The 21,959-nt window shown below is 41.2% G+C and carries 16 protein-coding genes; 9 read left to right on the plus strand and 7 right to left on the minus strand.

Going from position 1 to position 21,959, the window contains the following annotated elements:
* Positions 1 to 40: 40 nt before the first annotated feature.
* Positions 41 to 664, minus strand: coding sequence for a SprT-like domain-containing protein (locus HMPREF0766_RS02755; RefSeq protein WP_002993478.1), 624 nt, complete (start codon positions 662 to 664; stop codon positions 41 to 43).
* A 126-nt stretch (positions 665 to 790) separates the two neighbouring features.
* On the opposite strand from HMPREF0766_RS02755, the gene porD reads away from it, so the two are divergent.
* Together porD and recN are read left to right on the plus strand one after the other, a co-directional pair.
* A complete protein-coding gene (gene porD / locus HMPREF0766_RS02760; RefSeq protein ID WP_002993479.1) occupies positions 791 to 1,684 on the plus strand; it encodes a type IX secretion system protein PorD in 894 nt (297 codons plus the stop codon).
* An 87-nt stretch (positions 1,685 to 1,771) separates the two neighbouring features.
* Positions 1,772 to 3,433, plus strand: a complete 1,662-nt coding sequence (gene recN, locus HMPREF0766_RS02765) for a DNA repair protein RecN (RefSeq protein ID WP_002993480.1) — start codon at positions 1,772 to 1,774, stop codon at positions 3,431 to 3,433.
* A gap of 83 nt (positions 3,434 to 3,516) precedes the next feature.
* Here the strand turns inward: recN and HMPREF0766_RS02770 are convergent, their stop codons facing one another.
* Entirely contained in the window at positions 3,517 to 3,930 is a 414-nt protein-coding gene (locus HMPREF0766_RS02770; protein WP_002993481.1) for a hypothetical protein, read from the minus strand.
* A gap of 147 nt (positions 3,931 to 4,077) precedes the next feature.
* Positions 4,078 to 6,627: an ATP-dependent Clp protease ATP-binding subunit gene (locus tag HMPREF0766_RS02775; protein ID WP_002993483.1), complete on the minus strand. Its 2,550-nt coding sequence runs from the start codon at positions 6,625 to 6,627 to the stop codon at positions 4,078 to 4,080.
* A 187-nt stretch (positions 6,628 to 6,814) separates the two neighbouring features.
* Between HMPREF0766_RS02775 and ettA the strand changes: the two genes are divergently transcribed.
* The 7 genes from ettA (at position 6,815) to ccoS (ending at position 15,476) form a co-directional block, all read left to right on the plus strand.
* Positions 6,815 to 8,497 (plus strand): energy-dependent translational throttle protein EttA, encoded by a 1,683-nt coding sequence (gene ettA, locus HMPREF0766_RS02780; protein WP_002993485.1) that lies wholly within the window; start codon positions 6,815 to 6,817, stop codon positions 8,495 to 8,497.
* A 6-nt stretch (positions 8,498 to 8,503) separates the two neighbouring features.
* On the plus strand, positions 8,504 to 9,688 hold the full coding sequence (locus tag HMPREF0766_RS02785) for a PAS domain-containing sensor histidine kinase (RefSeq protein WP_002993487.1): 1,185 nt from the start codon (positions 8,504 to 8,506) through the stop codon (positions 9,686 to 9,688).
* Between the two features lie 8 nt (positions 9,689 to 9,696).
* On the plus strand, positions 9,697 to 10,758 hold the full coding sequence (locus HMPREF0766_RS02790; protein WP_002993489.1) for a response regulator: 1,062 nt from the start codon (positions 9,697 to 9,699) through the stop codon (positions 10,756 to 10,758).
* Positions 10,759 to 10,924: 166 nt separating this feature from the next.
* A complete protein-coding gene (locus tag HMPREF0766_RS02795) occupies positions 10,925 to 11,368 on the plus strand; it encodes a Rossmann-fold NAD(P)-binding domain-containing protein (RefSeq protein WP_002993491.1) in 444 nt (147 codons plus the stop codon).
* Positions 11,358 to 12,722 (plus strand): oxygen-independent coproporphyrinogen III oxidase, encoded by a 1,365-nt coding sequence (gene hemN / locus HMPREF0766_RS02800; protein ID WP_002993493.1) that lies wholly within the window; start codon positions 11,358 to 11,360, stop codon positions 12,720 to 12,722. Before HMPREF0766_RS02795 ends, hemN begins: the two co-directional genes overlap by 11 nt.
* 2 nt (positions 12,723 to 12,724) lie before the next feature.
* Positions 12,725 to 15,118, plus strand: a complete 2,394-nt coding sequence (locus HMPREF0766_RS02805) for a heavy metal translocating P-type ATPase (RefSeq protein ID WP_002993495.1) — start codon at positions 12,725 to 12,727, stop codon at positions 15,116 to 15,118.
* Between the two features lie 187 nt (positions 15,119 to 15,305).
* On the plus strand, positions 15,306 to 15,476 hold the full coding sequence (ccoS, locus tag HMPREF0766_RS02810) for a cbb3-type cytochrome oxidase assembly protein CcoS (RefSeq protein ID WP_002993497.1): 171 nt from the start codon (positions 15,306 to 15,308) through the stop codon (positions 15,474 to 15,476).
* 20 nt (positions 15,477 to 15,496) lie between these two features.
* Here ccoS and HMPREF0766_RS02815 read toward each other — a convergent pair whose 3' ends face one another.
* The 4 genes from HMPREF0766_RS02815 to HMPREF0766_RS02830 are packed head-to-tail and all read right to left on the minus strand — an operon-like array spanning position 15,497 to position 21,952.
* Positions 15,497 to 16,351 (minus strand): cyanophycinase, encoded by an 855-nt coding sequence (locus HMPREF0766_RS02815; RefSeq protein ID WP_002993499.1) that lies wholly within the window; start codon positions 16,349 to 16,351, stop codon positions 15,497 to 15,499.
* Positions 16,352 to 16,353: 2 nt separating this feature from the next.
* A complete protein-coding gene (locus HMPREF0766_RS02820) occupies positions 16,354 to 17,406 on the minus strand; it encodes an isoaspartyl peptidase/L-asparaginase family protein (RefSeq protein ID WP_002993501.1) in 1,053 nt (350 codons plus the stop codon).
* A gap of 18 nt (positions 17,407 to 17,424) precedes the next feature.
* Positions 17,425 to 18,834, minus strand: a complete 1,410-nt coding sequence (locus HMPREF0766_RS02825; protein WP_236590556.1) for a RagB/SusD family nutrient uptake outer membrane protein — start codon at positions 18,832 to 18,834, stop codon at positions 17,425 to 17,427.
* Positions 18,835 to 18,838: 4 nt separating this feature from the next.
* Entirely contained in the window at positions 18,839 to 21,952 is a 3,114-nt protein-coding gene (locus tag HMPREF0766_RS02830) for a SusC/RagA family TonB-linked outer membrane protein (RefSeq protein ID WP_002993504.1), read from the minus strand.
* Positions 21,953 to 21,959: the final 7 nt, after the last annotated feature.

The raw sequence follows: 21,959 nt of genomic DNA on the forward strand, positions 1-21,959 counted from the left end.
AAATAGTAGTTTGAAGAATAAAAATACAAGAAATATCTGATTAAAGAGACGGATCAGGGATTGGATATATCTCTGCGACAGGATGAAAGAGATAGATACGGTTGGTAGAGACTTCTACGCACCTGTATCGCTTGCGGATTCGTTCTTTTCGTTGAAATACACGTCCGTTTTTCATTGAAAACAGATCATCCTGATTGAGCATCTCTACCGTTATGACGGGAGACTGTGCACTGTCATATTCTTTTAATGTCCTGAACAGATGCAGGTCGGTACAGCTGGAAGCTGCCGGATTGTTGAGGTATTTGATAACGGCATGCAGTATTTTTTCCGGGAAAATATGCAGCTTCAGAAAGGGCTCCATCAGAAATTTGAAATTGTCCTTCCATTCTGTTCCGTGTGGTTTGACTTTATTCTTATGTTGTTGCCAGGTTCGGAGGTGCGCAAATTCGTGAATTGTGGTAATCAGAAAAGAATAAGGATTTAGATTGTTGTTAACGGAGATCTTATGGGATTCTCCGCGGTATGGAGCCTGATAATCGCCCAATTTTGTTGCACGTGCCCGGCTGATCTTAAAGGAACATTTAGAGTCAATGATCCATTGAGAGATAATGGGAGCAGCCAGTTCCGGCATGTATTTTTGCAATTGTTTGGTATAGTCAGGCATTTTGACAAAAATAAGCAATTCAGTCTGAAAAGAGAAGTCCCTGTGAGGCGGATAAGTTGAGGACAGGTATATAGAAAACCTGTAAAATAATCCTATATTTGACTAAACGCTTTACTTATTAATCTTATGTATAAAATAGTCTGTATTCTTTTGTTGAGTATGCTGATAACACGAAGTTTCGCACAGGAGCTCAATATTCGTGTAGAAGTACAGTCTCCACAGGTACAGAATACAAATAAACGTGCTCTGGAAGTCCTGCAGAAAGCAATTTCAGACTTCTTAAACAACAGAGCCTGGACTGCGAATAAAGTGCAGAACGAAGAACGTATAGACGGTGCACTGGTCATCACGATTACTTCCTGGGATGGTTCCAAAGAATTCAAGGGAACGGCGCAGGTTTTTTCCTCAAGACCTGTGTATGGTACGAATTACAACAGTCCCATACTGGCATTTAATGACAAGTATTTTAATTTCTCGTATATAGAAGGGGATATTCTGGATTATAATGAGAATCAATATATGAGTAATCTGGCTTCTTTGCTGGGATTTTATGCCAATGTCATTATCGGAATGGATGCTGATTCTTTCAAGTTATACGGCGGTAATACTTATTTCTCTGTCGCGAGAGATATTGTCAATTATTCCCAAAATGGAGATTATGTAGGTTGGCGCTCTATGGATGCTTTTGATAACCGGTACTGGCTGATCACCAATCTGACCGATCGCCGCTATGTGGCATATCGTGATTTTGCCTATAATTACCATATAAACGGATTGGACAAAATGGCTGAAAATGAACCACAGGCACGTACAGAAATGGGAGCACTTCTTCCTAGGCTTAAAGAAGTAGACCGAAATAATAGCGGTAATATTCTGACATCTGCGTTTTATAGTGCCAAATCTAATGAGTTTGTAGGGATATTCAGTCGTATGCCCGGTAATGAAGGCGTAAAAGCCTACAACCTGCTGGTGGAGCTGGATCCGGCAAATTCGACTAAGTACGAAGAAATCCGAAAATAGTCAGATGATCTCCGGATATCAGACCACGAACTTGCTGTACTATCGTCAAAATATTAATTTTTTACTTTTGAATCTAGACTTATATATATGCTGAGCCGTCTTTATATTCGAAATTATGCGCTGATCGATACGCTGGATATTTCCTTTGATAAAGGGTTAAATATCATCACCGGAGAAACTGGTGCCGGTAAATCCATTATTATGGGAGCACTTTCTCTCATATTGGGAAGCCGTATCGAAGGTAAATACTTTTTCAATCAGGATCAAAAATGTATTATCGAAGGATATTTCAACATAGGCGCATATCATCTGCAATCTTTTTTTGATGAACATGATATGGACTATGAAACCGAAACTATCATTCGGAGAGAAATCAGTGTAGATGGTAAATCACGTGCTTTTATCAATGATTCACCTGTCAATCTGGCCATATTGAAAAGCCTGGGAGAACAATTGATCGATGTACATTCTCAGCATGCCACATTACAGATCAATACTGAAGCTTTCCAGCTATTAGTAATTGACAGTATTGCCGGCAATACCGAATTAAAGATAGCTTTTGAAAAAACATTTAAAGAATACCGGGCTACAAAGAAAAAACTGGAGGAACTTAAAGGAGCTATCAAAAATGCAAATGCTGAACTGGACTATCACCAGTTTTTATTTGATGAACTGGAACAGGCCAATCTGCAGGATGGAGAGCAGATCAGACTTGAAGAAGAACAGCAGCAGCTGGAGAATGCGGAGGAGATAAAAAGAGGATTGCTGAGCGCAGTTAATTATCTGACTGAACAGGAAGCTAATGCCGTTTCTTTGATTAAAGATGCATTGGTACAGCTGCAACATATTGAAAAATATATGCCCGCTTCAGAAGATCTTTTCAACAGACTACAGAGTACACATATTGAACTCAAGGATATCGTTAATGAAATCGAAGGACTGGAACAGACAGTCGTACTGGACGAGTCGCGTCTGGATGCAGTCAATGATCGGTTGAATATCATTTACACACTCCAAAAGAAACATCGTGTGGAGCAGATCGGAGAACTTATAGCCTTGCGTAATGATTTGGAAAGTAAGATTATATCGGCTTCCTCACAGGAAGAATTGTTGATTACGCTGGAAAAGCAGCTTACATCTGTTCTGCAGGCATTAAAAGATCTTGCGGGTCAACTCTCCGCATCCAGGCAAGATGTATTACCACAGATTCAGGATCATGTAGCTTCTGTCCTTGCGGAAGTAGGCATGCCGCATGCGAGATTGCATATTGAGCTGCAATCCCTCGATGAGACGCAATTTAAAGAATCCGGACAGGATAGCGTACAGTTTCTTTTTTCAGCTAATAAAGGACAGGAATTACAACCTATACATAAGGTCGCATCCGGAGGAGAACTCTCACGGGTAATGCTTGCCATCAAATCTTTAATTGCCCGGTCTACAGCTCTGCCAACCATTATCTTTGATGAGATCGATACCGGTATATCAGGAGAGGTCGCGCTAAAAGTAGGAGAGATTATGCAACGCCTGGCCTCACATATGCAGGTACTGGCCATTACTCACTTGCCGCAGATAGCTTCAAAAGGGAAGAGTCATTTTAAAGTATATAAGGAAGATAGCGGCGACAAGACACAGTCAAATATTGTACTGCTAAATCAGCAGGAACGCGTTCTTGAAGTGGCTCAAATGCTGAGCGGAGCAAATCCGGGAGAAGCCGCAATCAAACATGCAACGGAATTGATTGAGGGTTGAAGAAATATTTATTGAAAATAATCGTCATAAAAAAATGCCTGCAACATAATCTTGCAGGCATTTTTTTATGGATTCAGTAATTCTTAGTTACCGATCTCAGCATCCGTCAAAACAATTTTGACAAGCATGTCGCCTGGAGGAACAATAGTTGGATTAGTTCCAACTTCTGTCGCTTCAATTTCAACACTACCTACACGGTAACTTGCTTCATAGCTATAATTGCGAATTACAGCCGGAATAAGTTTATATGCGGTTTTGTCGTTATCGTAAGATATAGCTACACTCACATCGCCATCTTCAAAATATCTTGAATCTAACTGAGGCATAGAGATAGTAGTTTTATATCTGTCTGTTCCACTTTGTAACTGCCAATCTCCTTGTTTAACAGCTAGAACATAACTCACTCCTGGCAGAGAGTTGGTAATATATTCTTTTGTACAGCTGGACAAACCAATTGTCGTGCCGATCACTAATAGGGCTAATAGAATTCTTTTCATGTTATGCGAGTTTTAAAATTAATATTTGTTATCTATGTTACTAAGACAATGAAATGTTAAAAAAGTTTAAAGTGTTTAAGCAAAAATTTGGCCACAATAGAAAAGCACCGCGTATTTCGGTGCTTTTCTATTTATTTAGTGACAATCTTAATTGTCTTTTGATACATCAGATTCTTTTGGCTTGTCTTTGCCTCCTTTCGGAGATTCGCCTTTAACTGTAATTTCACTTTTCTCCTTATCCAGATCAACTGTCAAGGTGGCTCCGCTCTGAAGTTCTCCTTTCAGGATTTCTTCAGCAATCGGATCTTCCAGATATTTCTGAATAGCGCGTTTCAGCGGACGAGCTCCAAAATTGGTGTCGTACCCTTTCTCCGCAATGAATTCTTTAGCTGTATCCGTCAATTGAATTTTATAACCCAATCCTTCTATACGTGCGAACAGAGATCTCAATTCAATATCAATGATTTTGAAGATATTTTCTTTTGTTAACGAATTGAAAACAATTACATCATCGATACGGTTTAAGAATTCAGGAGCGAATGCACGTTTCAAGGCTGTCTCGATCACACCTCTTGAATGTGAATCTGCCTGATTACTTTTCGCAGCAGTAGTAAAACCTACTCCCTGACCAAATTCTTTCAACTGACGGGCTCCGATATTGGAAGTCATAATAATAATCGTATTACGGAAATCTACACGACGTCCCAGACTATCTGTCAACTGACCTTCATCCAATACCTGTAACAATAAGTTGAATACATCCGGGTGAGCTTTTTCAATCTCATCAAGTAAGACTACAGCATAAGGTTTACGACGTACTTTTTCAGTAAGCTGACCACCTTCTTCATAGCCTACATATCCCGGAGGCGCTCCCACCAAACGGGATACCGCAAATTTCTCCATATACTCACTCATGTCGATCTGGATCAGTGAATCTTCAGAATCAAACATAAATCGTGCAAGTTCTTTTGCCAGCTCTGTTTTACCGACACCCGTTGGACCCAGGAAGATAAAGGAACCGATAGGTTTCTTCGGATCTTTCAGTCCGGCACGTGTGCGTTGGATCGCTTTAACCAGTTTCTGTACAGCGTCATCCTGTCCGATGATACGGCCTTTCATCGATTCACCCATGTTTAATAGCTTCTGACTATCTGTCTGGCTTACCCGTTGTACAGGAATACCAGTCATCATGGATACGACTTCAGCTACATTATCTTCCGTAACGACGTAGCGTTTCGTTTTGGTTTCTGCTTCCCAGGCTGTTTTCTCACGTTCTAACTCTTCGAGTAATTTTTTCTCCGAATCACGAAGTTTTGCAGCCTCTTCATATTTCTGACTGCGTACCACTTTGTTTTTCTCGATCTTCACTTCTTCAATCTTCTGCTCGATATCGATAATGGATTGCGGAACATGAATATTGTTTAAGTGGACACGTGATCCTGCTTCATCCAGTGCATCGATCGCTTTATCCGGTAGGAAACGATCTGTAATATATCTGGTTGTCAGAGACACACAGGCCTCGATCGCTTCAGGAGTATAGTTTACATTGTGATGTTCTTCGTATTTTTCTTTGATCCGGTTCAGAATCTCTACTGTCTCATCATGAGTTGCAGGTTCGATAGTGACACGTTGAAAACGACGGTCTAAAGCACCATCTTTCTCGATGTACTGACGATACTCATCAAGAGTAGTCGCACCGATACATTGAATCTCACCTCTTGCCAGGGCGGGTTTGAACATATTGGATGCATCCAGTGAACCGGACGCTCCTCCGGCACCCACGATAGTGTGGATCTCATCTATAAATAAGATCACATCAGGCGATTTTTCCAGCTCATTCATGACCGCTTTCATACGCTCTTCAAACTGTCCGCGATATTTAGTACCGGCTACCAATGATGCCAGATCTAATGTAACGACACGTTTGTTGAATAGTACACGGGATACTTTACGTTGAATAATACGAAGTGCCAGACCTTCTGCGATAGCAGATTTACCGACACCCGGCTCACCGATCAGCAGCGGATTGTTCTTTTTACGACGCGATAAAATCTGCGACACGCGTTCGATTTCTTTTTCACGGCCTACAATCGGATCCAGACGACCTTCTTCTGCAGCTTTTGTAAGGTCACGTCCGAAGTTGTCCAGTACCGGAGTTTTGGATTTGATGTCAGATACCTTCTTAGGCTGATTGAATTGTTCCTCTTCAGGATATTCATCCTCTCCGCCGGCAGATGATCCCGGAGCTTCATCCGTAATCGTGGTTTTATTCTGTTCCACTTCACTTTTGAAGACATCATATGATATCTGATATTGCTGAAGGATCTGCGAAGCGATATTCTCATCATCACGCAGGATCGCCAACATCAGATGCTCAGTTCCGATGATATCACTTTTAAATATTTTTGCTTCTAAGTATGTGATTTTTAGTACTTTTTCTGCTTGTTTGGTTAATGGCATATTGCCAATGGGTGCACGCGACACCGAAGAACCCTTTACTGCATCCTCAATAGACTGACGCAAGGCTGCAGTATCGATACCGATATTTTTCAAAATCTTAATCGCCACTCCATCTCCCTCACGAATCAGACCAAGCAAAAGATGCTCTGTGCCAATATAATCATGACGAAGGCGTAATGCTTCTTCTCGACTGTAGGAAATCACATCCTTTACGCGTGGTGAAAATTTTGCTTCCATGTAGTTTTACCTTTCTGTTTTGGGGTTAGAATTAAGGATATTATAAATGTAGAAATATATATCCAAAAATCTTACGCTAATTTTAATATTCTTATCAACAATTACGCCATATGCCTAAATGTAGCAAAATGTCAGTTTATCGGCCGGATTATTTATCTTTGTTTACAAAACAGTTACAAAAATAAATATGTCTGACGAAAAAATTATCTTTTCGATGGCTGGTGTAAACAAGATTTACCCACCTCAAAAACAAGTTTTAAAAAATATATACTTATCCTTCTTTTATGGTGCCAAGATCGGTGTTATCGGTCTCAATGGATCCGGAAAATCTTCTCTCCTAAAAATCATTGCCGGTCTTGACAAATCCTTTCAGGGTGAGGTTGTTTTCTCTCCGGGTTATTCTGTAGGCTATCTTGCTCAGGAACCCGAATTGGATACAGAAAAGACTGTTCGTGAAATCGTTGAAGAGGGAGTAGCTGAGATTACAGCCATATTAAAGGAATACGAAGAAATCAATGACAAATTTGGTCTGCCTGAGGTATATGAAAATGCAGATGAAATGGATAAGCTGCTGGCGAGACAAGGAGAATTGCAGGATAAAATTGATGCTACAAATGCCTGGGAGTTAGATTCCAAACTGGAGCGTGCTATGGATGCACTTCGTTGTCCGGAACCGGAAGCTAAAATTGCCAATTTGTCAGGAGGAGAGCGCAGAAGAGTGGCACTATGTCGCTTATTACTGCAGGAACCTGATGTATTATTACTGGATGAGCCTACCAACCACCTCGATGCAGAGTCTATTGACTGGTTAGAACAACATTTACAACAATATAAAGGTACTGTCATTGCCGTGACGCACGACCGTTACTTCCTGGATAACGTTGCAGGATGGATTCTTGAGCTGGATCGTGGAGAAGGTATTCCGTGGAAAGGAAATTATTCTTCATGGCTGGATCAGAAAGCTAAACGTCTGGCACAGGAAGAAAAAACAGAATCTAAACGTCAGAAAACATTGGAGCGTGAGCTGGAATGGGTGCGTATGGCTCCTAAAGCCCGTCATGCCAAATCTAAGGCCCGCCTTCATAATTATGAAAAACTGGCTTCTGAAGAAACAAAAGAACGTGAAGAAAAACTGGAGCTTTTTATCCCTCCGGGACCGCGTCTTGGAAATGTCGTTATAGAAGCAAACAATATCTCTAAATCTTACGGAGACCGTATCTTATTTGAAAATCTGAGCTTCTCCTTGCCTCCAGCAGGTATTGTGGGTATTATAGGTCCAAACGGGGTCGGTAAAACTACCTTATTCAGATTGATCACAGGGCAGGAGAGTCCGGATACAGGTACATTCAAAGTAGGAGAAACAGTTGTATTAGGTTATGTGGATCAGATGCACAATGACCTGGATCCTAATAAATCAGTATGGGAAAATATCACGGATGGCAATGACAATATTTTATTGGGCAATCGTCCGGTAAACTCACGAGCCTATGTTTCCAAGTTCAATTTTAACGGTGCTGATCAGCAAAAAAATGTTGGTGTACTTTCCGGAGGTGAGCGTAACCGCGTACATCTGGCTATTACATTAAAGAAAAGTTCTAATGTACTGTTGCTCGATGAGCCGACCAATGATATCGATGTCAATACACTGCGTGCACTGGAAGAAGGACTGGAGAATTTCGGTGGATGTGCCGTTGTGATTTCCCACGACAGATGGTTCCTGGATCGTATTTGTACACATATTCTCGCTTTTGAAGGAGACTCTCAAGCCTATTTCTTTGAGGGTAACTACAGCGAATACGAAGAGAATCGCAAGAAGAGACTGGGAGATATTGCACCGAAACGTGTGAAATATAAAAAGTTGGTAAAATAATAAAAAGTGGAAGCAGCAAAATTATTAAAAGCAATCATTGATCATGCCATTGATGGTATTATTACGATTGATAATAAAGGAATAGTAGAGAGTATTAATCCTGCAGCTTCCAGTCTATTTGGTTATTCACCGGAAGAGGTGATCGGTCATAATATTTCCATATTGATGCCTGAGCCCGACCGCAGTAATCATGATAGTTATATTCATAATTATAAGGAGACTGGTCAAAAGAAAATCATCGGAATCGGAAGAGAAGTGCTGGGCCGACGCAAGGATGGCAGTACCTTTCCATTCCGGTTAGCTGTAAGCGAAGTATTCTACGAGCATAAGAATGTATTTACAGGATTTATTCATGACCTCTCCAAAGAAAAGGCTGCTGAAGATAAACTTCTGAAGCATGCTCTGGAACTGGAACAGCGAATACGTGAACGCACCAAAGATCTGATAAAGACGGTTTCTGAGCTTGAAAAGGCAAAAGCTGAGGTGAGTAATTCGCTGGAAAAGGAAAAAGAACTTGGACAGATGAAGTCACGCTTTGTGTCTATGGCTTCCCATGAATTCAGAACACCTTTGAGTTCGATCCAGTTGTCAGCTTCTCTTATTGAAAAGTATATAGAGAAACCGGATTTTCTGAATGTACGTAAGCATACTTCACGTATCAAAGGATCCGTTCAACTACTGACCAATATTCTGAATGATTTCCTTTCACTGGAAAAGCTGGAAGCAGGTGTGGTGGCTGTACAGAAAGAACGCATCAATCTGGTCACACTTGCGGAAGAAATCACAGAAGAGATGCAGATGATCTGTAAGAAAAATCAGCATATCGTATATGAACATACCGGTACGGAAGCAGAGTTTATGATGGATGCACATTTATGGAAAAGTATAGCGATCAATCTTATCTCCAACGCCGTGAAATATTCAGGTGAAGATACGTTTATTGAATTCAGTACCATGATTCAAGGAAATATCTGTACGGTAAGTATCAAAGATAACGGTATCGGTATTCCGGAGGAAGATCAGGTCAATCTGTTTGAACCTTTTTTCCGGGCACATAATACCGGCAATATACCGGGAACAGGATTGGGACTGAATATTGTGAGACGATATGTCGAATTGCTTGGCGGAAATCTGGTGTACAGATCTGTTATAAATGAAGGAACATCTTTTTTACTCACTTTTGAACAATAATTAATAAAATGGATAAGAAAAATATCTTAATTATTGAAGATAACTTTGAAATTCGGGAAGGTACAGCTGAAATACTCGAATTGACAGGAAACTATAATATCATCACTGCCGAAAATGGTAAGATCGGTGTCGACCTTGCTATGAAACATTTGCCGGATTTGATACTTTGTGATATCATGATGCCCGAACTGGATGGCTATGGTGTCCTTTACATGTTGAGTAAACATGAAGAAACGGCTACAATTCCTTTTGTTTTTCTAACCGCCAAAAGCGAGCGTGTAGATATGCGCAAGGCTATGGAAATGGGGGCTGATGATTATCTCACCAAACCATTTGATGATCTGGAACTCTTAAACGCTATTGAGAGCCGGCTGCGTAAAAGAGGGCAACTGGTTGCTAAGACTGCACCCGGACCGGATGGATTGCAGTTGAGTGATGAAGAACAACAGATACTCTTAAAGGATCTTATCGAATCCTCCAGAGTAAAACTCTTTAAAAAGAAGCAGGCTATCTATGAATCAGGAGACAATCCTATTTTTGTTTACTATCTTATTAAAGGTAGAATAAGAAGTTTTCTGTACTATATGGATGGACGCGAACTTTCTACCGATATACATGTAGATCGCAGTTTCTTCGGATATGAGTCAGTATTGTTGAATGAAAAGTACAATGATAATGCATCTGCACTGGAAGATTCGGAAGTGGCATTGATTGCAAAAGATGATTTCTTTGAACTGCTGTATCGGAAACCGGCTGTTACGGGTAAGTTTATCAAACTGTTGTCCGGAAATATCAGAGAAAAAGAAGAGAAACTTTTGGAACTGGCTTACGATTCTGTTCGTAAACGTGTGGCAAATGCTTTGGTAGATGTAGCCGAAAAATCCGAAGCTGAACATGAAGATGAGTATCTTATCCGTATCTCAAGAGATGATCTTGCCGCATTGGCAGGTACAGCCAATGAAACCATCAGCAGGATGCTGGCTGATTTTAAAGATGAAAAACTGATCAAAAAAGAGGGCAATGCAATCCGGATCTTTTCGGTAGAAAAATTGAGAAAGATTAAACAGTAATCAGATATTAATATAGAAAGAGGAGAGGTTTTCGCGCAGAAAGCCCCTCCTTTTTTTTGTGATATAGTGATGAATATCACTTCTTTACTTGATAGCCTTCACGAAGGAGGGTATGTATAAAACTTAAATTTGTTTTGCGTTATCGAATAAATGGAGAAGATATTACATGAAAGTCGTTGCCTATAATATTAAGCCTGAAGAGAAAGAGATATTGGTCCTTGCAAATGGAAAGTTGCACGATCTGACTTTGATATGCAATGAATTGAATTACAGTACTGTACATTATGCTATTGGAAAAAAAGCGATCATCGTGTCGGACGACGATATTCTTGATAAAAATATTTTGCGTGAACTCAAATCGCTTGGCGTTCAGTATTTAATTACCAGATCTATCGGGACTTTGCATATTGATACAGAAGAAGCCAGTCTTCTCAATATTAAAATAGCCAATACACCTTACGAGAATCAAACCATTGAAGGTGTTGCCAGGCAGACAATCCGCAACCTTAATCTATGGGAAAATGGCAAATGTGTCGGGAGGGCATGTTGCTGTGCCAATGACTGTGCTGCCCTGGAAGATAAATCTAAACATCTGAAAGATGGAGAATAAAAACATAGAACACCTAATCCGTAAATATAATGTGGCAGCACCCCGCTACACAAGTTACCCTACAGTTCCGTTTTGGGAGAATGACAGATTTAATACGCCCGAATGGGAAGAACGGGTAAAGCAAACCTATGCAAGCTCAACAGGGAATGGAGTAAGTATCTATATTCACCTGCCCTTTTGTGAAGATTTATGCACCTATTGCGGCTGTAATACCCGTATTACTAAAAATCATAAAGTTGAAGATCCTTACATTACCGCTGTACTGAAGGAGTGGGCTATGTACAAACAGTTATTAGAAGATACTGCTGTAAAAATCAGTGAAATACATCTAGGCGGAGGAACTCCTACCTTTTTTCAGCCAGCCAATCTGGAACGGTTGATAACAGGTATTCTGGATGGTAATACCTGTGCTGAAGATGCTTCTTTCTCTTTTGAAGCCCATCCTGCGAATACAACTGAAAGTCATCTGAAAACGCTTTATAGATTGGGTTTTAGACGTTTAAGTTTGGGTATACAGGATTTTGATGCTAAAGTGCAATTCGTGATCAATAGGTTGCAAACAGTTGAAGATGTTGAGCGTGTGGTTGCGCAGGCGCGAGCGATTGGATATACTTCCATCAACTTTGATCTGATATATGGTCTTCCGTTTCAGACCGAAAGTACGATTACAGAGACTATAGATAAAGCATTGGAAATGCAGCCTGATCGTATATCCTTTTACAGCTATGCTCATGTGCCGTGGATCAAACCCGGTCAGCGCAGGTTTACGGAAATGGATTTGCCTGAGGGTGAAAGTAAACTCAGACTGTATAAGCTGGGTAAACAGATGATTGGACAAGAGGGGTATGAAGATGTTGGGATGGATCATTTTGCAAGACCTGATGATGAATTGTTTCTGGCCTCACGTGCGGGTAGATTACACCGTAATTTTATGGGATATGCCGATCGCTATACCCCGTTAATGATTGGATTAGGGGTGTCTTCTATCAGTGATGCCTGGACAGGATTTGCTCAGAATGTCAAGACGGTAGAAGAATACCACCGATTAATCGCAGAAGGAAAATTGCCTGTTGTAAAAGGACATTTATTGACCGGGGAGGATGAGATATTGAGAAGATATATCTTACATATGATGTGTAGAGGAGAGATGGAGTTTGAAAGGGGTTTTAGACTTAATACAAAGATCAAAGAGCGCCTGGAACCTATGTTTCTGGATGGTTTACTGACTATGGGAGCAGATAATGTACGTATCACAGAAACCGGAAAATCTTTTTTACGTAATATCTGTATGGCTTTTGATGAGCGTCTGCAACAGACAAAAGAACAAACCCGATTATTCAGCCAGGCAATATAGTAATGGAAACGAAGTATAATATCGGTGTAAAGGAAACGTGTTTTCATTGTGGCGACCAGGTCGAAGTGGCTGGATTTCATTTGGATGATCATGATTTTTGCTGTCTCGGGTGTCAGACCGTTTATCAGATATTAAGTTCAAATAATCTGGAAAGTTACTATCGCTATAATGCACATCCCGGCAAGTCAAATAAAACAAAACGTGTGGATCTCAGCTATCTGGATGAAGAAGAGATCGCTGCAAAGCTGCTGGATTATAAAGATGATCAACTTGCAATCATTACTGTATATATTCCGGTAATTCACTGTAGTTCCTGTATCTGGTTACTCGAACATCTGTATAAACTTAATCCTGCAATTGTTTCTTCACAGGTAGATTTTATGAAGAAGCAGGCGACTATCAAATTTAAGCACCGGGAGATATCGCTTCGGGCAATGGTGACATTGCTGACAGATATCGGATACGAACCGAAGATCACGCTTCAGGATGTGGTAAAAGAAGGACAGAAACTTAATCAGGATAATCTGGTTCGGAAAATAGCAGTTGCCGGCTTTTGTTTTGGCAATTCCATGATGCTTAGTTTCCCGGAGTATTTTGGAATGGCGTCTTTTGAGAAGAGTTATTCTGCTTTTTTCGGATATATGAACCTTATGTTTACACTTCCGGTATTGTTGTATAGTGCATCTGATTACTTTCGTTCCGCCTGGTTAAGTCTGAAACAAAAGCGGTTGAATCTGGATGTTCCGCTGGCTCTGGGTATTTTTGTGTTGTTTCTGCGCACTGCTATTGAAGTGCTGACGGTTTCGGGACCGGGGTTTGGAGATACCTTATGTAGTTTAGTGTTTTTTATTCTGATCGGAAAGTGGGTACAGCAAAGGACCTACTATCATATATCATTCGAGCGGGATTACCGTTCTTATTTTCCGGTAGCAGTGACAGTAATTTCCAATGATGGAGATAAACCCACACCTATCGGCGATCTGAAAGTGGGAGATCGTATTTTGGTTCGTAATAATGAAATTATCCCTGCAGATGCGATCCTGCTGAAAGGACAGGCTTCTGTGGATTTTAGTTTTGTGACAGGAGAATCAAAAGAAGTGAGCAAAGTGTTGGGAGAAGTAGTCTATGCGGGAGGGCGACAAATGGCGGAAGCAATTGAACTGGAGGTGGTGAAACCCGTATCTCAGAGTTATCTGACGAAACTGTGGAATAATGAAAGTTTTAAAGCATACGACAAGCAGTTTGATACATTTATTGGGTTTATCAGCAAATATTTCACTTTAGGTCTATTGTTAATAGCACTGGTGTCTTCAGTCATCTGGCTGACAGGTGGCGAGGCCACTCGTGCATGGGGTGCATTTACCGCTGTGCTTATTATTGCATGTCCGTGTGCACTGGCTTTAAGCTCACCTTTTACACTTTCGGCCGCCCTGAGTATATTTGACAAAAACAAGTTCTACATTAAGAATACCGGAGCTATTGAGCAGATGGCAGCTATAGATACAGTTGTATTTGATAAAACAGGTACTATCTCTTCCCCTACAAAGTCTTCTCTGTTTTACGAAGGATCATTAAGTAAAGATGAACAGGTGATGCTTTCATCTGTCTGTCGCAATTCCAGCCATCCCCTTAGCCGTGAAATCGTTCGCTGGTTGGGTGTCAGTAGTTCTGTTCCGTTAGATTATTACGCAGAAATCCCAGGGAAGGGCATACAGGCAGTTACCGGTGAATTTGCGTTTATGGTGGGAAGTGCATCTTTTCTGGAAATCAGACATCGCGAAGAAAAAGGATCAGCTGTGTATGTAATGGTCAACGGGATAGTCAAAGGCTGCTTTACATTGGAACAATCCTGGAGGCCCGGATTGACTACATTGGTAAATACATTAGAGCAAAAATATGAACTACATCTGTTATCCGGAGACAATGACAGGCGTTCAGACAGTCTGAAACTAATCTTTCCTGTACGAGCAACATTGTTGTTCAATCAGAGCCCTGTGGATAAATTGTCTGCTATAGAAAAATGGCAGCATCAGGGAAAATCAGTGTGTATGTTAGGAGACGGACTTAACGATGCCGGCGCATTAAGAAAAGCTAATCTTGGGATTGCAGTAAGTGATGATATCAATAATTTTTCTCCGGGTTGTGATGCGATATTAGATGGAGAAGCATTTGAAAAATTACCAAAATTCTTCTCCTTTGCAAAAGATGCTGTTAAGGTAATTCATATGAGTTTTGTGATTTCTTTGACATACAATATAATTGGGCTGAGTTTTGCAGTACAAGGAACTATGTCACCTCTCTTTGCTGCTATTTTAATGCCTATAAGTACGGTGACTATTATTTCATTTACGAGTCTGATGACACGTTATTACGCCATACGCAAAAAGCTACTTTAGCATTCTGAATTGCTGGTGGGGACACCAGCAAACGCAATGGAATTAAATCGCTGTAGGACAGAGAAGTTGTAAATAAGTTGAAAAGGTTAATATAGTTGATAAAGGTACCCTGCGTGCTGTTATACTAATTCTCTCTTTTTTAAGGAGAGATGCCAGAAGGGCAGATAGGTTTTTAAAAAATACAGATATGAGTATAATATTTTTTCTGATCGGATGCAGCATTTTTGTAGCATTGATCTTCTTAGGAGCTTTTTTCTGGGCACACAAGACAGGGCAGAATGAGGATACATACACCCCTTCGGTTCGTATCTTATTTGACGATGAAGTAAGAGAGATACCTGCCAAAAAGCATAAATAATCCTCTTTCTGCCGGTTGCTTTATTGTATAGGAAACGTTTTTCCGTTATCGTAAATACTGAGCCGGATATCATCCCAGATAATCCTGCCTTCCTTGTTGACTTCAAGTTTGACCGGATTGCTGGCCACTACAACCTGAAACTGACCTACGACTTTTGCTTTTTTATTGTGAATGAGAATCGCTGTACTCTCATCTATACCGATACATACCTTATCCGGATGTTCGGCTAAAGCTGAAAATAACCTGTTGTAACGGCTTCTCTTAATAAAATGCTGATCAATAATAGCTGTGCGTATGAGGCCCATACCTTTTGCAGTGACTAAATTATCTTTGTTCAACCGGTTAAAGGTAGCCCGATAAGTAGAATCCTGTGCTTGCTCACCGGTAATCATCTGATCACTCATGATTGCTGCTCCCGCACTTGTACCTGCAATACAGGCTCCTTGCTGATATGCGCTGTGAATAGCATCAAATAAAGGAGAGTGCTCGACTACGGCCATGAATCTGTTCTGATCACCTCCGGTTATATATATGAGTTTTGCTTTTCTGACCGAATCTACCAGTCTGAGATCTGATGCATCCGATTTAGAAAAATTTATAGCTGTTATTTTATGATCAGTTACTTCCTGCAACTGTTCTCTTATATCGGCTACAGAAGCATCTGCTACAGTACTGGCCATAGGAAGTATCATAATATAATCACTGGCTGATAATGCTGCTGCATCTACCATGCTGCGGATCAGCTGCTGGTCTTTAGCACCGCCTCCGATAATAAACAGAGAGCCTTTGGGCTCTTTCGTTTCTTTTGCAAAAGAGGATAAGGATAAGCACCCCAGACCAATGATCAGGAGTGCCTTAGTAAATTTTAATTTCATAGTTACTTATAAATATATATTTCGATCTGACCATCTGCAGTGACCATACCACGGTACATACCTTCTGTATTAAAAGGCATAGCAAGATTGCCCGATTTATCTAATGCAATCAGGCCACCGTCGCCTCCCATTTTCCCAATATTATCGATTACTATCTGACTCGCGATTTTGACCGGCTCCTGTTTATATTCCATTAAAGCAGATACCGTATAGGCAGCTACATTACGAATATAATATTCCCCCCATCCGGTGCAGGAAACGGCTACAGTCGCGTTGTTGGCATAAGTTCCGGCGCCAATGATCGGAGAATCTCCCACACGGCCAAACTTCTTATTGGTCATTCCACCCGTAGAAGTCCCGGCTGCCAGATTTCCGTTTTTATCGAGCGCCACACAGCCGACAGTCCCAAATTTGGAATCTTTGTTAACTATACCCAGACGTTGGCTCTGTTTCTGATCGTGATCCAGTTGTACTTTAGTGCTGTCCTCTTTTTTGATTTTTTGCAGGGCATCCCATCTCATTTTTGTCCAGAAATAAGAAGGATCTACTATTTCAATGCCAGCTTGTTTGGCAAATAGTTCTGCACCTTTTCCTACCATCATGACATGTTCGGATTTTTCCATTACTGCACGGGCAGCGCTGATCGGATTTTTGATAGTTGTCACTCCGGCTACAGCTCCGGCTTCCAGTGTTTTTCCATTCATAATGGAGGCATCCAGTTCGTTTTTGCCGTCATTGGTAAATACAGCCCCTTTCCCTGCATTAAATAAGGGAGAGTCTTCCATAACATGAATAGCCTGTTCTACTGCATCAAGACTTGATTTGCCATTTTTGATCTGCTCGTATCCTTTTTGTAAGGCCAGGGTCAGTGCATCTTTGTATGCTTTTTCCATCTCCGGAGTCATATTGGATCGCAGAATAGTGCCTGCACCGCCGTGGATAGCCAAAACATAGGTTTTATCAGGATTTGATGTTCGGAGAGGTGGATCAGATGCATTTTTGAATGCAACCAAAGTAGTACCAATCAACAGTAGGATCATTATTGTTCTTTTCATGTTATATAAGTTGAGCTGCTAATTTGAATAATTCGGATTTTGAATCATATTTTTGTTGACCGACATTTCTGTTGCCGGGATCGGGAAGTTGTACTGAGCTTTACCGGACTCTAATGTTAATGCTCCGGATGTATTAACTGCATCCTGTGCCGAACGTTGTACAGGCAGATTTCTACGCTTCAGGTCAAAGAAGCGGTGTCCTTCGTAAGCCAGTTCTTTGTAGCGTTCCGTATAGATCTCACGTATCAGTGCTTCTTTATCTGCAAATGTCTGGTCAGTATAACCGGTAATTCTGGATTTGCGAAGCTGATTCAGATCTGCAGTACCTAACAATTGGTTTGGTGTTTCGGCATATGCCTCTGCCCGTATCAGGTACATTTCGCCTGTCCGGAAAAGCTTGATATTAGTCAGTCCAGGAGCATCAGAACTACGACCAACATATTTTTTGATTAAATACGGAGATTTTCCTGCACCTCTGTCGGGATCATATGTGATATAACTCGAATAACGGATATCATTGTCCTTGTCAAATAAATTTAACAGTTTACTGGAAGGTGCAAATAAAGCAATCCCACCGTCTTCTCTGAACAGAAAACTTCCGATTCTGGAGTCACTGGCTTCAGACTTCTTTAAAGACCAGATAACTTCATCTTCTGACTGATCGGTCCATATTCTGGCAAAGTTTTGTTGGGAAGCCAAAGGTTTGGCATTGATTGCGGCTGTAGAAGCGGATATCGCTAAAGGCCAGTCTTTGCTGTATAAGGCGGTACGGGCCAGAATTGCATAAACAGCAGGTTTGGATATCCGGCTTACAGATGCTTCATCTCCGATCAGACTGAGTGCTTCATTTAAATCGGTTTTTACAAAATTGACCACTTCCTGTACCGTATTCCGGGCAGGATAGCTGATTTTGGATTCCAGCATATAAGGAATTGCCAGATTAGCGGGTTCATATCCACCTGAAAAAGCTCTTAACAGTTCCAGATGTGCATAAGCCCGGATAGCCAGTAACTCACCTCTATAATGCCCTTTTTTAGTTTCATCTACATTCGTAAGTTTTTCTAATCCGGTCAAAACACGGTTCGTTCTGTCAATGACAATATAGTATTCCCTAAAAGCACTTGTTACAGAACTACTGCTGGCTGTATATAGCCAGCGATAGGCATTGGTATTGCTAACTACGTTTTCCGCAGGCATAATGGCTTCATCAGAGACTGTGACATTATTTTCTATTAAAGTATAATCTATGGCAGCATAGGCACCTTTTATACCCATGTCTATATCTTCCAGATTGCGAAATGCCTTGTCCGGATCTATGCCGTCTGTTGGTTTGATATCCAGTTCGTTACAGGCAAGAAAAGAAAGCAAACTTACCGGAAGGATGATTGTCCAAACTATTTTTTTGAATAACATTATATTTCTTTTCATGATCTTAGAATTTAACATTTAAACCAGCAGTATATGTTCTTGGTGCAGGATATTGGAAGCGGCCTCTGGCTTCACTGTTCTCAGGATCCAGACCTCTCCATGAAGTCCAGGTAAGTAGATTTTGTCCCTGAAAAAATATCCGTACCCCTTTTACAAAACCGATTTTAGACAAGGCTGACTGTGGCAGGTTGTAACTCAGATTGACATTACGAAGACGGAGAAAGGATGCATCTTGTATATCCTTGGATGTATATTGTCTCGGGATATCTATACGTTGTAAGATGGCCTGATCTCCGGCTTTTTTCCACCGGTTTTCCAACATGCGTATAGATTGATTACTGGTCATATAATCTGCGTTTTCATTGTAGAAATCTTCATTATTCCAGCGTTGTACATTCGTCACAAAAGAGAATAAGGCATCCAATGTCAGGTCTTTCCAACGTAATCCGGTGGTAAATCCTCCGATAAATGAAGGGTATAACGTGCCGGACTTGGTGACACTTTGAGAGGACTCATCATAAGTAGTGGTAATAGAACCGTCCCGATTGTAATATTGTGGTTCTCCTGTATCCGGATTGACACCCGCCCATTCAGGAGCATAATATGTACCATAAGGCATGCCTACTTTTAAGATACGGGTATCTCCGTCAAGCATTTCATCCGTTACATCAGATATAAACAAAATTTTATTTTTATTATAAGCTCCGTTTACACCCAGGGTAAAACCGAAGTCATCTTTATTGATGACATCTCCCTGAACACTGAACTCCACCCCACGATTTCTCATCTTTCCGGAACTAAGTGAAAGGATATCAAACCCAGATGTTAAAGAAGGTGGCTGGTCAATAAACATATTTCTGGTGAGCTTATTATAATAGTCAGCAGAAATTCTCAGCCTTTTCTTTGGAAACAACTCCAGATCAAATCCGGCATTGAATTCATCTACGTACTCCCAGTCAAATTGAGGATTCCCGGCTGTGGCAGGACGGATGGCGGTTTCTCCTCCATAAGAAATATCCGTCAGATAGGTCGCCAGATATAAGAAATCACTTGCAAACTGACTGGCTGTAGTACCGTAACTTGCCCGTATATTCAGTCCTTGTATAAGCGTGCTACCCTGTAAAAAATCTTCTCCTTTTACATTCCAGTTGGCTCCAACCGAATAGAATCCATGCCAGCGGTTTTCTCTAGCTACTTTTGTAGATCCGTCATAACGGTAACTGGCGGTCAGTGAATATTTATTAGCGTACGAGTATCTTCCAGCACCTAAAAAGGACGTTAATGCACTTCTGGTACGTCCTCCGTTTATTCCCGGAAGAAAGACAGCGCTGACGTTGACTCCTGCAGGAGTTTCGGGTTGCCGCCCATCTATACCGTATCCCTGATAACCAAATGCGCGATAGCGATCATACAAATATTCGAAATATCCGGAAAACTCTACATTATGCTCGTCTGCAAACGTGTTCTGATAAGTCAGTCCGGATGTGGAAATAAGACTGGTAGTTCGGGCATATCCTTCTCCGAACAAGCCTTTCCCGCCAATGGTAGGTGCACGGTTACGCGACCCGTAGTATGAATCCGGATTAATATAATCTTGTGTTACTGTATTTTTATAGTCAATTCCCAGACGGGTATGGGCTCTTAGTTGTGGTGTAATCTGATACGCCAGATTCATCCCTATATTGGTGCTGAACAGTTCGCTTTTGCTGCTTGAATTGAGCAAACGTTCCAGACCGGCACTTCCTTCGCGCTGATCAAGAATATTATAGTCATCTTCATTTCCAAAGTGAATCAATGTGCCGTCGGGAGCGTAAGGGTATTCATAAGGCAATGCATAAAATACGGAAGCCATAGATGATCCGACTCTGCTTTCGCCTACACCTTCTGTGAAGCTGGAGTTGGAATAGCCAATAGTTACATTTACACCTCCGGAAAATTTGTTCATATTAAAATCTACATTACTGCGAAGGGTATACCTTTCCAGACCAGAGCGTACAGCTACACCATCCTGTTTATAGTATCCCACACTATTAAAGAAACGTACATTTTCATTTCCGCCACTCAGACTCGCCTGTTGTTCCATGAATTTTCCGGTCTGAAAGAAATAATCTCTCCAGTCTACATTCAGTCCGCGGAGACTATCCAGAATACGGCCGGCATTGGCAGCTTCTGCAGGTGTCCAGTTGGCATTAGCCGGATTTTTGGAAGAATATGTCCAGCCCGGGCCGATATCATCATCCATCTCAAGCCCCACCTCTTCCTCAAAACGCAGACGTTGTTCACTGTTCATCATCTGAAATTTCGGACGGGTTAGTTTGGAAACTCCATATTGAGAGGTGTAATTAACAGATAATCCGCCTGCTTTTCCTTTCTTGGTCGTAATAACGATAACTCCGTTAGACCCCCTTGATCCGTACAGTGACTTCGCAGAAGCATCACGTAAAACGGTTACGTTCTCAAAATCATTGGAATTATAATTTTTGAGCTCCGATGCGGAAATTGGAATACCATCCACCACATACAAAGGGGTTGTTACTCCGTTGATACTCCCTACACCACGGATAATCACACTGGCATTGGCTCCGGGCTGTCCCGAACTGGCCAGTACACTCATTCCCGGTACACGTCCCTGTAATACCTGATCCAGAGAAGCCATAGGCACCTGTTCAATGGCTTTAGCCTGAATGGTCGTGGCCACATTACTGGAAAGCTTCTTCGAATAGCTTGTATAACCTGTAATGGTAATGTCTTCCAGAACAACGCTGGAATTGGACAAAGTGATGGTCATAGGGCCCGTATCTGATACCGTATATTGGAGGGCATCATAGCCTACATAGGTAAAGGCCAGTTTATCGGATACTTTTCCCTGAATGCTGAATGTGCCGTCAGCTGAAGATTGTACCGTAAGGTTAGTGCTCAGGTTTTTGATCGTAACTCCGGCAATCCCTTCTCCTTTTTCGTTGACAACCTTTCCTCTTAATGTAGTCTGGTAAGCAGAAAAAACAGGAGGAGAGGACTTTATAGCCGCACTTTCTTTTGCAAAAGAATCTACCGGATGCTGGAGTTGAAAGGATAACCCCAGAATCAAAAGTGCATGCATATGCATTTTTACTTTCATAAGTGTA

Source organism: Sphingobacterium spiritivorum ATCC 33861, from assembly GCF_000143765.1.
Classification (GTDB): domain Bacteria; phylum Bacteroidota; class Bacteroidia; order Sphingobacteriales; family Sphingobacteriaceae; genus Sphingobacterium; species Sphingobacterium spiritivorum.